The sequence below is a fragment of the Pseudomonas sp. Pseusp88 genome (assembly GCF_047303955.1).
GTDB lineage: Bacteria > Pseudomonadota > Gammaproteobacteria > Pseudomonadales > Pseudomonadaceae > Aquipseudomonas.
This window is the reverse complement of record NZ_JBGLYM010000007.1, coordinates 142,963-155,091: the sequence shown is the minus strand read 5'-3', so window position 1 is coordinate 155,091 and position 12,129 is coordinate 142,963. Positions and strand designations below refer to the sequence as shown.

General features: G+C 54.8%; 11 protein-coding genes, 1 tRNA gene and 2 pseudogenes. 6 read left to right on the top strand and 8 right to left on the bottom strand.

The window, feature by feature from the left end:
• The first annotated feature begins 50 nt into the window (after positions 1-50).
• Positions 51-575, top strand: coding sequence for a CGNR zinc finger domain-containing protein (locus tag ACCD02_RS12010; protein ID WP_413301612.1), 525 nt, complete (start codon positions 51-53; stop codon positions 573-575).
• Positions 576-601: 26 nt separating this feature from the next.
• On the opposite strand, the gene ACCD02_RS12005 is transcribed toward ACCD02_RS12010, so the two are convergent.
• From ACCD02_RS12005 to ACCD02_RS11995, 3 genes and pseudogenes are all read right to left on the bottom strand, one after another.
• The gene (locus tag ACCD02_RS12005) at positions 602-1,990 is read right to left on the bottom strand and encodes an MFS transporter (RefSeq protein ID WP_413301610.1); all 1,389 of its coding nucleotides are present in this window, start codon (positions 1,988-1,990) and stop codon (positions 602-604) included.
• A gap of 73 nt (positions 1,991-2,063) precedes the next feature.
• Positions 2,064-2,909: an AraC family transcriptional regulator gene (locus ACCD02_RS12000; RefSeq protein WP_413301608.1), complete on the bottom strand. Its 846-nt coding sequence runs from the start codon at positions 2,907-2,909 to the stop codon at positions 2,064-2,066.
• 198 nt (positions 2,910-3,107) lie between these two features.
• Positions 3,108-4,127 (bottom strand): annotated as a pseudogene (locus ACCD02_RS11995) (inorganic phosphate transporter); the annotation flags it as partial.
• 133 nt (positions 4,128-4,260) lie between these two features.
• Between ACCD02_RS11995 and ACCD02_RS11990 the strand changes: the two are divergent.
• The 5 genes and pseudogenes from ACCD02_RS11990 to xerC form a co-directional block, all read left to right on the top strand.
• Positions 4,261-4,567: pseudogene (locus tag ACCD02_RS11990) on the top strand (transposase); the annotation flags it as partial.
• 88 nt (positions 4,568-4,655) lie between these two features.
• The gene (locus ACCD02_RS11985; protein ID WP_413301606.1) at positions 4,656-5,018 is read left to right on the top strand and encodes a hypothetical protein; all 363 of its coding nucleotides are present in this window, start codon (positions 4,656-4,658) and stop codon (positions 5,016-5,018) included.
• On the top strand, positions 5,011-5,460 hold the full coding sequence (locus tag ACCD02_RS11980; protein WP_413301604.1) for a hypothetical protein: 450 nt from the start codon (positions 5,011-5,013) through the stop codon (positions 5,458-5,460). Before ACCD02_RS11985 ends, ACCD02_RS11980 begins: the two co-directional genes overlap by 8 nt.
• Positions 5,461-5,565: 105 nt before the next feature.
• Positions 5,566-7,494, top strand: a complete 1,929-nt coding sequence (gene mobH, locus ACCD02_RS11975; protein ID WP_413301602.1) for a MobH family relaxase — start codon at positions 5,566-5,568, stop codon at positions 7,492-7,494.
• Positions 7,491-8,849: a tyrosine recombinase XerC gene (gene xerC, locus ACCD02_RS11970; RefSeq protein ID WP_413301600.1), complete on the top strand. Its 1,359-nt coding sequence runs from the start codon at positions 7,491-7,493 to the stop codon at positions 8,847-8,849. Before mobH ends, xerC begins: the two co-directional genes overlap by 4 nt.
• A 283-nt stretch (positions 8,850-9,132) precedes the next feature.
• On the opposite strand, the gene ACCD02_RS11965 is transcribed toward xerC, so the two are convergent.
• From ACCD02_RS11965 to pal, 5 genes are all read right to left on the bottom strand, one after another.
• A tRNA-Lys gene (locus ACCD02_RS11965) sits at positions 9,133-9,208 on the bottom strand.
• Positions 9,209-9,271: 63 nt separating this feature from the next.
• The gene (queC, locus tag ACCD02_RS11960; RefSeq protein WP_413301598.1) at positions 9,272-9,946 is read right to left on the bottom strand and encodes a 7-cyano-7-deazaguanine synthase QueC; all 675 of its coding nucleotides are present in this window, start codon (positions 9,944-9,946) and stop codon (positions 9,272-9,274) included.
• A 16-nt stretch (positions 9,947-9,962) separates the two neighbouring features.
• The gene (gene queE, locus ACCD02_RS11955; RefSeq protein ID WP_413301596.1) at positions 9,963-10,610 is read right to left on the bottom strand and encodes a 7-carboxy-7-deazaguanine synthase QueE; all 648 of its coding nucleotides are present in this window, start codon (positions 10,608-10,610) and stop codon (positions 9,963-9,965) included.
• Positions 10,611-10,781: 171 nt separating this feature from the next.
• Positions 10,782-11,600: a tol-pal system protein YbgF gene (gene ybgF / locus ACCD02_RS11950; protein ID WP_413301594.1), complete on the bottom strand. Its 819-nt coding sequence runs from the start codon at positions 11,598-11,600 to the stop codon at positions 10,782-10,784.
• Positions 11,601-11,606: 6 nt separating this feature from the next.
• Positions 11,607-12,107, bottom strand: a complete 501-nt coding sequence (pal, locus tag ACCD02_RS11945) for a peptidoglycan-associated lipoprotein Pal (protein ID WP_413301592.1) — start codon at positions 12,105-12,107, stop codon at positions 11,607-11,609.
• Positions 12,108-12,129 lie beyond the last annotated feature (22 nt).

The window sequence follows — 12,129 nt, the reverse complement described above, 5'->3', positions numbered from 1 at the left end:
ATTTTTTACCCCCTTACGAGCGGGTACTTCGTCCAGTAAGGAGAGCCTTTATGACCGATCAAGAAAGCGTTTTGGCAGCCTATCGATTGGTAGCGTTCCTCAACTCCCGAGGCGTAGGGTTCGAGCGAGACAGTGATCAACTCGACGCCCCAGAGACCTATGGCAAATTTCGTGCAAAGCTATTCCCGGATATCGATAGCTCTGAGCAGGAATCATTGCCCGCAGTTCGAAAGCTACGTGATGCATTGCTCGCCTTGGTGACGGAAGATCACAGCGATGCTGCGCTGGCCAGGCTCAATGAGCTCAGTACCTCCAACCCTTTTCAGTATCGATTTACTGCCGATGGTGCTGTCGTGCACGAACAGCAAAGCGGCCCGACGCTGATTGGCATGATTCTCCAGGATGTGGCGCAGCTCTTCGAGCAGGGCAATTGGAACCGGCTCAAGATCTGCCATAACCCTGCATGTGTCAGCGCTTTTTACGACACCACGCGCGCGCGAACCCAGCGTTGGCACTCTTATGCGATCTGCGGGAACAAGGCGAACGTTGCGGCCCATCGGGCCAGGGTGGTGTAAAGCGCCCACTCGACCCCGATATATCTTCAGCGACTGACTACTTCAGGTTTGATTCGCAGTACAAAGGCCGAAAGTGTCGCGAGTAATCCAAAACCCGCCATCAGCAGCCAAGCTCTGTGGTACTGCTCAAAGCCAACTGCATCACCCGTCACCGCAACGAATACCGCCACTCCGATCGCCGCACCGATCTGACGAGCCGTATTAATGATGCCTGTGCCGGTAGCGTACAACTGTGGCGTAAGTGCTGCTGCGCCACCCGCCAGGAAACCGGTCTGGCCAATCCCGGCTGCGGCTCCCGATAGCATCAGCCCTGGTAAATACGCGAAGAAGTAGTCAACCTCTCCCGTCAATTTCCAGTACCACCATCCTCCAGCGGCCACAAACAAGAGGCCCGCAAGAATTGTAAGCCTGTTAGGTGACACTGCCGTCTTTCCGACAACCAGCGAGGCGATCATGGCGGTACCTGGCCCCACACCAAATGCGGCTCCAGCAATCATTGGATTCCAGCGCCAGACCTGGGTCAGATAGAGCGTACCGCCGAACAACATAATGGCGAAACCCATGTAAAAAACCGCCATGCCCAACGTCGCTAAGGTGAACGCCGGTGCTTTGAAGACGCTGAGATCCAGTGCGGGGGATGCTGCAGTCATACAGCGCCGAGCAAAGAATGCCAGAAAAAATGCAGCGAGCGCGAAGGTCGCCCATAGAGATGCAGACCCCAATCCCCACTCAGGTGCATAGGAAATACCTGCAACTAAAAAGGCAATGCCCGCGATCAACAACGCCGATCCGAATACATCAGGAAAAGAGCCGCCGGAACCTGGCGCATGGGCTAAATGCTTGCATAGCGCCAGCGCAATTATCGCTATAGGAAGGTTGACCAGGAAAATAAGCCGCCAGTTTATGTCTACCAGCGCGCCTCCTAAAGTGGGGCCCAGCGCTGCGGCCACAGAGCCTGTGGCCGCCCAGATGCCTACCATCTGTTTATGACGTTCTTTGGGAAAGGCGGCCAGCAACAAACCAAGGCTGGTTGGAATCATCAAGGCCGCCCCTACCCCTTTTAAACCACGCGCCAGAATCAATGAGAAAACGTCAGGAGCTAAAGCACATGCGGCACTTGCAAACGCGAAAAGCATCAGCCCCGCCTTGAACACCCGCTTGCGACCATAGATATCCGCAAGCCGTCCGCTCGGTACCAAAAATGCAGCGAAGGCGATTGAATAGGCACTGAGCACCCATGACATAAGCTGTGTAGTCGCCCCTGGAAAGCTGCCATGTATCGCAGAAAACGCCAGATTTACGACGAACAAATCCAAGGAGGACAGAATGCTTCCGGCGCCAATGGCGACCATGGCCCAAGCTGAAGCAGTGGTCTTTGATTTACCGGTGACGACGGCATATGAAGGTCGTGACATAGCTGGCTCCCAAGCGCTGAATCCAGCCCGAACGCATTTCTGCGTTCGGGCGGCAGGATGTTGGGGCCAAGCGTCAGAGGGTGTATTGGATATCTGATAAGTAGGCGGCAGTGAATTGCGAAGGTGTGATACCGAAGCTGCCCTTGAAGCGTCGGATCAAATGGCTCTGATCGGACAAGCCAACAGCAGTTGCTACTTCCGCAGCGCCGAGGCCTGATCGAAGCATGCCCTTCGCAGCATTTAACCGAACGGCATTCAAATACGCGTGTAGCGGCAAGCCATATGCTGCGCTAAACAGTTGGTTCAGGCGCACTCGACTCAGGGATGCCGCTGCCGCCAGGTCGGTGGTTGTCAGCGAGCTTGAGAAGCTTGCATGTATGAGTTCTCTGACTCGCTCGATACGTGGCTCCAGGCCAACGCGCTCGCTCGTCAGCCGCCCAGTAGAAAACTGCTCCAATAATGGCCTCAATGCGGCCATGACGTTGAGTTCCTTCTCCAGCGAATCAACGTCGTTGAACAGCGATCGATGCAGCGTTTTGAGTCCAAAGACGACTGAGGGATCAGCAACGACTGAGCGAGTAAAGTGGAGCGCTGATGACGAATTGATGCCCAGCTCGTCCGCAAGTTCGGCAATAGCCCACGGTTCCACGTACAACATGCTATACACGTAGCCAGCGTCATCAGCGGGGCGACCATCATGCGACTCACCCGGATTGATGATCATGGCCGTACCAGCTGGCGCCACAAACGAACGACTTTCGAGGGTGACTTTGGGCGCCCCAGCGTCAATGGTACCAATCACGAAATAGTCGTGTGCGTGCCGCTCATACGCGTGCGAATTGAAATGCGCGTGCAGCCCTTGCAGGCCTAAGGCAGGAGCAGCAACGTACTTCATCCATTCTTGTGTAGGGCTGTTCATGCTGGTCGTTTCAGAGGCTTGTCGATGGGGCGTTACAAACAATCATAATACATTTAAATTATTATCATCATGTATCGCTAGTGATGATCGTTCGCAACATATGTAGGCCATCCAGCGCGGTGTAATAATTTACCTATCCTGCACGGCTGACGCCTTCGTTGACCTCAATGCTGGCTGGCAGTCATGTTCAGGCTCCCCCTAGAAGATCGAGTGGAACAGCCAGAAAAGTGCAGCCGAAAGCGCCATGGCAGCAGGCAAAGTAAATACCCAGGCCAGCATCAGGTTGCGCACAGTAGCCATTTGCAGTCCGCTCCCATTGGCCGCCATGGCCCCGGCGACGCCCGAAGACAGCACATGGGTGGTGGACACCGGAAGTCCGAAGGCGTCGGCGGCCCCGATGGTTGCCATGGTGACAAGTTCTGCACTCGCCCCTTGGGCATAGGTCAGGTGCGCCTTACCGATCCGTTCTCCGACAGTAATGACGATGCGGCGCCAGCCCACCAGGGTGCCAAGGCCCAACGCAATGGCTACTGCGGTCTTGACCCAGGACGGAATGAAACGCGTGGCTTCGTCTATCTGACGCTTGAATTCTTTGACGTTGGTACGGGTGTCAGCAGAAAAATCATCCAGGTGCTGGGTGCCGAGCAGGCGGATGCTCTCCGAGGTCAGAAACATATCGTTGCGCACGTTGGTCATGGCTTGAGCCGGGACTTTGGCCAGGGTGCCATAGTTCTTCACCTCTTCGGCAATAATCCCGGTGACTGCGGCAAGTGCAGGCAACGTGTCGGGGCTAGCTTTGCGGGTACGCACATACTCCATCAATGCCGTGCGCGGATCTTCGACCTTGCGCCCCTGCACGGCCTCGGTCAGCCCCTGATGGGTGACCTGAGCCACGGCGACGAACTGGGTAGTCTGGGTCAATGGTACCGCGCGATCCAGCGCGTACGCCATGGGTAGCGTGCCCACCAGGATCAGCATGATCAGTCCCATGCCCTTTTGCCCGTCGTTGGAACCGTGGGCAAACGACACACCACTAGACGTCAGAATCAACAGACCACGAATCCGAGGCGGTGGTGGGCTGTTGCCTTTGGGTTCCTGGTACAACTCCTTCTGCTTGACCAGGGCCTTCAGCAGAAACAGCAGTCCCGCAGCGCAAACAAACCCTACCAGCGGCGAAAGCAGCAATGCATAGGCCACTTTGGACACCTGCGACCATTCGAATCAGGTGATCACGGAGTGTTGGCGCTGATGCGGTTTTGACTCAGACTGCTGATATTGACTGCCCTGTATGCTGCATCCTAAATCCCGCGCAGACACTTCGTTCGCTGGGTGTTTGCGTAGGTCAATGGATTCCGGCAGCACTAGCAAGATCCACACGGCTGTAGATGCCTGCGGACTGCGAGTCATGTTTGAATTCACTGGAGGCCAGATCAACGATCTGCATCCAGGCGTGCGCGTTGATTGCCAATGTGGGCGCCGCAAAAACAATCATTGCGGACAACGGCTACGACAGTGTGGTCTTACGGAAGCAGTTTGAACAACAAGGTGCCAAAGCCGTGATTCCGAGAAAGCGCAACTCCGTGAAACGCAACGCGGATCGGGATGGAGGGCTTTATCGCAACCAACACTTGGTAGAAAGCGCCTTCGCCCGTCTAAGGTAATCCTGTTAGCTGAAATAATGATTTTTCGCTGACTGCCCATGCCCTTAAAGCCATGCTTACCTCCTCCCCTCTGAGGACAACCAGCATGCCCAATACCGATTGCAGTACCCCGCCACCAGTTGACATTCAGGTCCTCTGTCATATTGGCCCCAGCTCACGCGCCATCTCGCCAGAAATTGGTCATTGGGCAGCAATGGTTGCATCCAGGGTGGCATCGAGCACCACCGGCAAACTCAAAGCGCTGGTATGGCCGTACCGCCACGCAGACGGCGAATTTCTGTCAGTCGATATCAACGGAGCCACTGGAAGTCACTGTCTGACGTTCATGACGAGGCTCGCGCATGACTTTGCTACTGATGACGTAGCTGTTCCCGATATGACCGAGGCCTTCATCATGGCAATGATTGTGCTCGATATAATCCAGGCGGAAGTCACGTTTCATGTCTGATCTCAGTCACATTGACAGCACGATGCCAATCACGTTCCACGCAAGGGTTTGGGAACAAATCACTGACCCAGAGATGATTAAACTGTCAGAGAAAATGAAGATGCCGAACCTGCTCAAATGCAGCGTTCAGATGCCCGGTGCGGTGGACGTTGTAATCCGCGACCCCGCGGCAGTTGAACAGATCTTGAATTGGTTGCGGCAGCACCAAAAGTGGAGCGTAAGGATCGAAGAAACCCTTCAGGGCTTGGCTCAAGACGCCGAAGGCCGACCATTGCTTACGGCATTCATGCCCATCAGCGAGTTAGTAATGCTTGAAGACGAGCTGAACGCAGACAACGTTTGCGATCTGCGAGAAACATTTGTCGCCTGGCAGGCAATGGGGGAGATCGAGGGCAACATTGATGGTTATTTAACTCAGTCTCCGCCCCCCTCCGAGCAATGACTTGAGAGGATGGCTTTTTGCCTCCTCAACCCTCCCCCTTCCCAATATCGAAATACCGTTGCCGCAATACAACACATAGCGGAAAACCCCACCCATGACCTTTTCATGGGCAATACCATGCTTTTCATATTTCGGCGAAAACCTGCGACAGCCTCCCAGCCTCTATCATCGCTGGGAGGATTTACCGCGCCTGAGTCAGCAAGCGACCTGCTCGGAACACAGCGCAGGCGTAATTTACTCGAGAACATATGGCAACGTACTTCGCTCTCGCGAAAACAGTTCGGAAGCCTTTATCTTGTGCCGCTCGAAAGATACGCAGCCTTGGTGCAGCATCTCCCGGCCTCGCAAAATCATCACCATGCTTATCCAGGCGGCATGCTGGACCATGGTCTTGAAATCGTGGCCTATGCCCTGAAGATTCGTCAGACCTACCTTCTCCCGATTGGCGCCCCGCCTGAATCACAAGCAGCACAGGCCGAGGCGTGGTCTGCCGCTGCTGCTTACGGCGCACTCATCCACGACTTGGGCAAGATCGCTGTCGACGTTACGGTCGAGCTGCAGGACGGAAAGATCTGGCATCCGTGGTATGGACCAATCGGGCAGCCTTACCGCTTCAGGTATGTGAAAGGCCGGAATTACAAGCTACACGGAGCCGCCTCCTCCCTCATCTATTCCCAGGTACTGCCAGCGGATGCTCTGGACTGGCTAAGTGGCTTCCCTGAACTGTGGGCACAGCTGTTATTCACTCTGGCAGGTCAGCACGAATATGCAGACATCCTCGGACAAATAGTCTCTCAAGCCGACCAGGCATCTGTCGCCCAAGAGTTGGGCGGGAACCCTGATCGCGCAATGACGGCTCCCAAGCAGTCGCTGCAGCGGCAACTGGTGGAAGGGTTGCGGATGCTGGTGAAAGAAAAATTCAAGCTGAATCAACCCGATGGGCCTTCTGATGGCTGGCTGACCCAGGATGCCCTATGGCTGGTAAGCAAACCTGCAGTAGATCAGCTCAGGGCCTCTCTGCTGGCACAGGGCATTGAGCACATACCAGCCTCAAATGCGCCTATGTTCAATATGCTTCAGGATCAAGCGATCATCCAGACGAATGCGCAAGACAAGGCCATTTGGAAAGTCGCAATCGACAACGGCAGAGGCTGGAAAAATGCATTTACGGTAATAAAGATTTCACCAGCGCTGGTTTGGCCGCAGGGCACAGATCGCCCTGAGAACTATTCTGGTTCACTCATCGTTGAGGTAACAGAACCGATTGCTGAAGAGTCGCCCACAACTGCAGAGCAGCCAAGCATCGAAGCAGGTGATAACTATGATGATGGCAATTTAATATCGAAAATATCCGGAAACAGTCAGAATGACCTGTTACCCCCATTGCAGAGCGTTTCGGATCACATGGATGACTTGCTTTCTCTGTTTGATAACGTACCAGTAGCTCATGGGCACGCTGAATCCACACTCACAGTAGGAGCCGTAGCAGCTCCCGACTCGGAAACGCAGAAGCCATCAGACGTTCCCGTGCCGTCAGCACCGAGGGCGCTCAGGCAACCAGCACCTAACCTTGCCCCCGCCCTCGGTCTATTAGAACGGCCAGCACAAGTCGATGCTGTCCCAGGTGATCACGGAAGCTCGTTTCTAAGCTGGCTGAAAAACGGCGTTTTGTCTCACAAGATAATCATCAACGATGCGAAGGCCCGGGTACACACCGTCGATGGAACAGCGTTTCTAGTCAGTCCGGATATTTTTAAACGGTATGCGCTTGAACATCCTGAAACTGAGATTGCAGCCCGAGAGAAAGGCCTTGAGGCATGGCAGTTAGTGCAGCGAGCGTTCGAGAAAAAGAAGCGGCATCGGAAAACACCGGACCAACTCAATATCTGGACCTGCCAGGTAAAAGGACCACGCAAAGTGCGCGAACTGAGAGGCTACCTGCTTTCATACCCTTCAGATGTTTTCAGCGAGGTTCCATATGATAACGCAATACTGGCATTGATCAGTACCGCCGATTCGGATAACAAATCATGAAAACTGTTTTCGAATTGGTACAGGAGTACGCCTGCACTCATGACTTAAGGCCGGCAACCATAAAAACTTACAACTCCGCCGCGCGTGCATTTGCCCGGCACTTCGGCGACTGCATGGCCGGAGAAGTTGACCATAGAGGCATACTCGAGTGGAGAAAGTCGGTAATTGAAGATGGACTAGCTAAGCGTAGCTGGAATACCTATTCCAACCATTTAAGGACAATATATGATTTCGGCATCGAGTTTGGGCTGCTGAATATCGTAAAAAACCCTTTCAAAAAAACCGCAGTTATCCCCCCAAAGCGCCGCAAGAAAACCGTGGCATCAGATGCCATTAGCAATGCTCGAAACCTATTGGTGTCCCTTCACAGCAGCGAGCACCTTAAGAAGCAACGAGCCATGATCACACCGGCCTGGTTCTGGTTGACAGTCTTCGAAACCTTTTACCATACCGGCCTTCGCCTGAACGCACTGTTGTCGGTCCGTTTTATGGACGTAGACCTGACTAACCGGTTGATTGTGGTTCGAGGAGAAACGGAAAAAACTCACCGAGAGTTTTCTGCTCCGATCCCTGATCTACTTTACCCCTTGATAGATAATCTGATTCGCGCAGCAGTTATGCAAAATTTCAAGCCTCTCGACCAGCTTTTCAATGTCAACCGTTTTTCAGTCCATTACCGCAGCAAAATAATGAACACAGATCAAGTTGAAAGCATGTATAAAAAATTGACAAAAAGTATTGGTTCCAGAATGACACCTCATCGGTTCCGTCACACAATTGCCAGTGAGTTAATGAGGCAACCTGAGCGCAACATACATGTAACTAAACAACTTCTGAACCACACCAACATTGCTACCACAATGGAGTATATCGAACCTGATTATGATTTTATGCGCTCAGTTATGAATGACAGAACACCTCACTTTGGACAGCAGTCACAAAAACGTAGCCTCGAACACGGCTACAATAGCGCTAAACATGTAAAGAACATCGAACATCATACACATAAAAAAGATGATGGGGGAACTCTGATGATACAGGACGCCGAGGAGGCCTTGTTCACCCCCGCCATGAAGGAACCACATATTAGCGTGCGGGAAAAAGTGAGCAGAGCGATTGCAAGGTCGTATAGGCCGGCAAGGGGTAAAGCCTTCGACATCCCTCCACCAGCCAGGGTCAGGCGAACTTACGTATCGAAAGACGTAGCTTTAGGTCATAACTCGAATGACAGGTCCCTAGAGCCCTCAATCGGGAACCAGGTTCAGGGCCAGCAGGCCGATAATCAAGTTAAGCAACTGGCGGAGCAAATGCGGACGCCGTTTGGCTTGAACGCATGGCTTGGCAGACCTCTGTGAGATTCGCTCCAAGGGCTTGGTGGCCGTCTCGCGACGCCCAGACGGGACTCAACGAGACCGGCGGTTACAAACGCCCCCTACCCTAAGCGCACAAACTCTGCGAAGCCAGAGGTGCGGTAAACCCCATGACAATTTGACATCATCCCGACCCAGCGCTATGTTTCGCGGCAGACGGCTGCTAGTCGGTTCGCTGTAGATTTTGATGGGTATTTCTCTGACCATTTTTTGAACACAAAAAAAATCCGTAAATCCTCACTTTCGTGGGCCTTACGGATTTTCAAAATGGTGGGTCGTGTGGGATTCGAACCTACGACCAATTGGTTAAAAGCCAACTGCTCTACCAACTGAGCTAACGACCCTCTGTTGCGTGGCGCGTATATTACTGATTTCTATGAGTAATTCAACACCAAATTCAAATTATTTTAAAAATATTTCGTCGGGTCGGCAAAACCGGCGCTGGCGAAGCCTTCCGCGCGCAGGCGGCAGCTGTCGCATTTACCGCAGGCACGGCCCTGATCGTCGGCCTGATAGCAGGAAACAGTCAGGCTATAGTCCACGCCCAGCCGGGTGCCGGCCTTGACGATATCGGCCTTGCTGAGGTTCTGCAGGGGCGCGCGGATGGTGAAGCCATTGCCCTCGACACCAGCCTTGGTGGCCAGGTTGGCCATGCGCTCGAAGGACTCGACAAACTCGGGACGGCAATCGGGGTAGCCCGAGTAATCAACGGCGTTGACGCCAATAAAGATGTCCCGCGCACCCAGCACTTCCGCCCAGCCCAGGGCCAGGGAGAGGAACACGGTATTGCGCGCCGGCACGTAGGTGACCGGAATACCTTCACTGGGCGTTTCCGGCACGGCAATTGAGCTGTCGGTCAGGGCCGAGCCGCCGATACCGTTGAGGTTGAGGCCGATCACCTTGTGTTCGACCGCCCCCAGATCCCGGGCGACCCGGGCAGCGGCGTCCAGCTCGGCACGGTGGCGCTGACCGTAGTCGAAGCTCATGGTGTAGCAGGCGTAACCTTCGGCCCGGGCCATTGCTACGACGGTGGCGGAATCCAGTCCACCGGACAGCAGGATCACGGCTCTTTTTTCGGTCATGGTCATATCACTCATTTCAGCGCCCCGGCTCGTCGTTCCAGAGAAGTTTATGCAGCTGCATTTGCAGGCGTACCGGCAGGTTGTCGGCCACGATCCAGTCAGCCAGGTCCCGGGCATTGAGCTCGTGGTGGCTGGGGGAAAACAGCACCTCGCCCGCACGACGCTCAAGGCCGTACTGAATCAGCTTGGACACCGCCCAATCGTAGTCTTCGCGGGAGCAGAGCACGAATTTGACCTGATCGTTAGGGGTCAGCAACTCGATATTTTCATACCGATTGCGCGCGACTTCCTTGGAACCCGGTGTTTTCAGGTCCAGCACACGGCTGACACGAGGGTCGACCGCCGAGATATCCAGTGCACCACTGGTTTCCAGGGAAACCTCGTAGCCCGCGTCACAGAGACGCTTGAGCAGGGCAATGGCATTGGGCTGGGCCAGGGGTTCGCCGCCGGTCACGCAGACATAGCGGGGACGATAGCCCGCTACCTGTTCGACGATGGAGTCCAGGGTCATGATGCTGCCGCCGCTGAAAGCATAGGCGCTGTCGCAGTACTGGCAGCGCAACGGACAGCCGGTGAGGCGAACAAATACAGTGGGCAGGCCGGCTGTACGTGTTTCACCCTGAAGCGAGTAAAAAACTTCGGTGATACGTAATGTGTCTTGCATAGGGGCCACGGGCGTAACAGCTAAACAGGCCGTCCGCCTCCGTCAGCACTTCCGGGCACCCTGCACTCGCAGAATCCGGGGAAGCGTATTTAACAGCAAAAATTCGGTGCGAGATTCTAAACGAAAAAAGCCGCGACAGGCGCGGCTTTTCTTGAACGCGGGGTCAGAACGTCACAGACGTTGCAGATCGCGCTGGGCAAGCTGAGCAGCCGAAGTGCCAGGATACTGGGCGACAACCTGCTGCAGAATGCCTTTGACCTTGTCGGTGTGACCAAGGCGACGCTCGACGTCGGCCAGCTTGTACAGGGAATCAGGCACTTTCTGATGCTTCGGGTACAACTGGCTGACCTTGGCAAAAGCCTGACCGGCACCTTGCAGATCGCCTTTGGCCAGGTTGACTTCACCCAACCAGTATTGGGCGTTGCCCGCGTACTGGCTATTTGGATACTTGCGCAGGAAAGCGTTGAAAGCCTGGCTGGCCTTGTCAAAATCCTTGGCCTTGATCAGGTCGAAGGCAGCATCGTAATAGAGCTTTTCCTTGGCCGGATCGGCAGGTTCAGCGCTTGCTGCCGGAGCCTGGGCCGCTGGGGCCGCAGGGGTACCGCCGGCGTTGATATCGCCACCAGCGGATTGGGAATTATTGGCCGGTGCTGCCGGAGCAGTGCCAGAGCCTATGCGTTGATCAAGTTCCTGATAACGCTCCAGAGCTTCCTGCTTCATACGCTGGATATCGTTTTGCTGGACCTCGACAACACCGCGCAAACGCGCGATTTCGTCCTGCATCTGTTGCAGCTGCATGAACAGCTGACCCTGTGCCGAGGCAGGGGCCGTAACCCCTCCCCCGGCATAGGCGCCGGACGTGCCATAACCCGCTGGCGGATAACTGCTACTAGCAGAGCCAGAATTGTCATCGACCACAGGAACCGCACCCATCGCAACAAGTGGAAGGGTGAGGGCCAAAACGGTTAGAGCACGACGGCACGTTCGCATGTCAAATTACTTACGCAGTTCGACGCGACGGTTTTGAGCCCAGGATTGCTCGTCGTTGCCGGTAGCAACTGGACGCTCTTCACCGTAGGAAACCACTTCCAGCTGAGCTGGCGACACGCCTTGCAGAACCAGGTAGCGTTGAACGGCTTTCGCACGACGCTCGCCCAGTGCCATGTTGTACTCGCGAGTACCACGTTCGTCGGTGTTACCTTCCAGAACAACGCGAGCGCCGTTAGCTTTCAGGTCCTTGGCGTGAACGTCCAGGGAGCGCATGGCTTCTGGCTTCAGGTCCGAACTGTCGTATTCGAAGTAGAAAGTGGTGATCGCGCGCAGAGCAGCTTCTTCGCTCAGGCTGCCATCAACAGCGCCATTGTTGGCGTTGTAACCAGCGTTTGGATCTACAGCTGCGCCTTGACCGGCGTTGTCACCGCCCTTCGACGAGCAACCAACAGCTACAGCCATGGCCAGAGCCAGCGCAGCAAATTTACCAAACTTCAGCATTTCCATCGTGAAACTCCTAATGAACCCC

What these genes read in the sequence shown, in the direction of transcription:
- ACCD02_RS12010 (WP_413301612.1), top strand. Translation starts at nt 51, where the DNA reads ATGACCGATCAAGAAAGCGTTTTGGCAGCCTATCGATTGGTAGCGTTC.
- ACCD02_RS12005 (WP_413301610.1), bottom strand. Translation starts at nt 1,990, where the DNA reads ATGTCACGACCTTCATATGCCGTCGTCACCGGTAAATCAAAGACCACT.
- ACCD02_RS12000 (WP_413301608.1), bottom strand. Translation starts at nt 2,909, where the DNA reads ATGAACAGCCCTACACAAGAATGGATGAAGTACGTTGCTGCTCCTGCC.
- ACCD02_RS11985 (WP_413301606.1), top strand. Translation starts at nt 4,656, where the DNA reads ATGCCCAATACCGATTGCAGTACCCCGCCACCAGTTGACATTCAGGTC.
- ACCD02_RS11980 (WP_413301604.1), top strand. Translation starts at nt 5,011, where the DNA reads ATGTCTGATCTCAGTCACATTGACAGCACGATGCCAATCACGTTCCAC.
- mobH (WP_413301602.1), top strand. Translation starts at nt 5,566, where the DNA reads ATGGGCAATACCATGCTTTTCATATTTCGGCGAAAACCTGCGACAGCC.
- xerC (WP_413301600.1), top strand. Translation starts at nt 7,491, where the DNA reads ATGAAAACTGTTTTCGAATTGGTACAGGAGTACGCCTGCACTCATGAC.
- queC (WP_413301598.1), bottom strand. Translation starts at nt 9,946, where the DNA reads ATGACCGAAAAAAGAGCCGTGATCCTGCTGTCCGGTGGACTGGATTCC.
- queE (WP_413301596.1), bottom strand. Translation starts at nt 10,610, where the DNA reads ATGCAAGACACATTACGTATCACCGAAGTTTTTTACTCGCTTCAGGGT.
- ybgF (WP_413301594.1), bottom strand. Translation starts at nt 11,600, where the DNA reads ATGCGAACGTGCCGTCGTGCTCTAACCGTTTTGGCCCTCACCCTTCCA.
- pal (WP_413301592.1), bottom strand. Translation starts at nt 12,107, where the DNA reads ATGGAAATGCTGAAGTTTGGTAAATTTGCTGCGCTGGCTCTGGCCATG.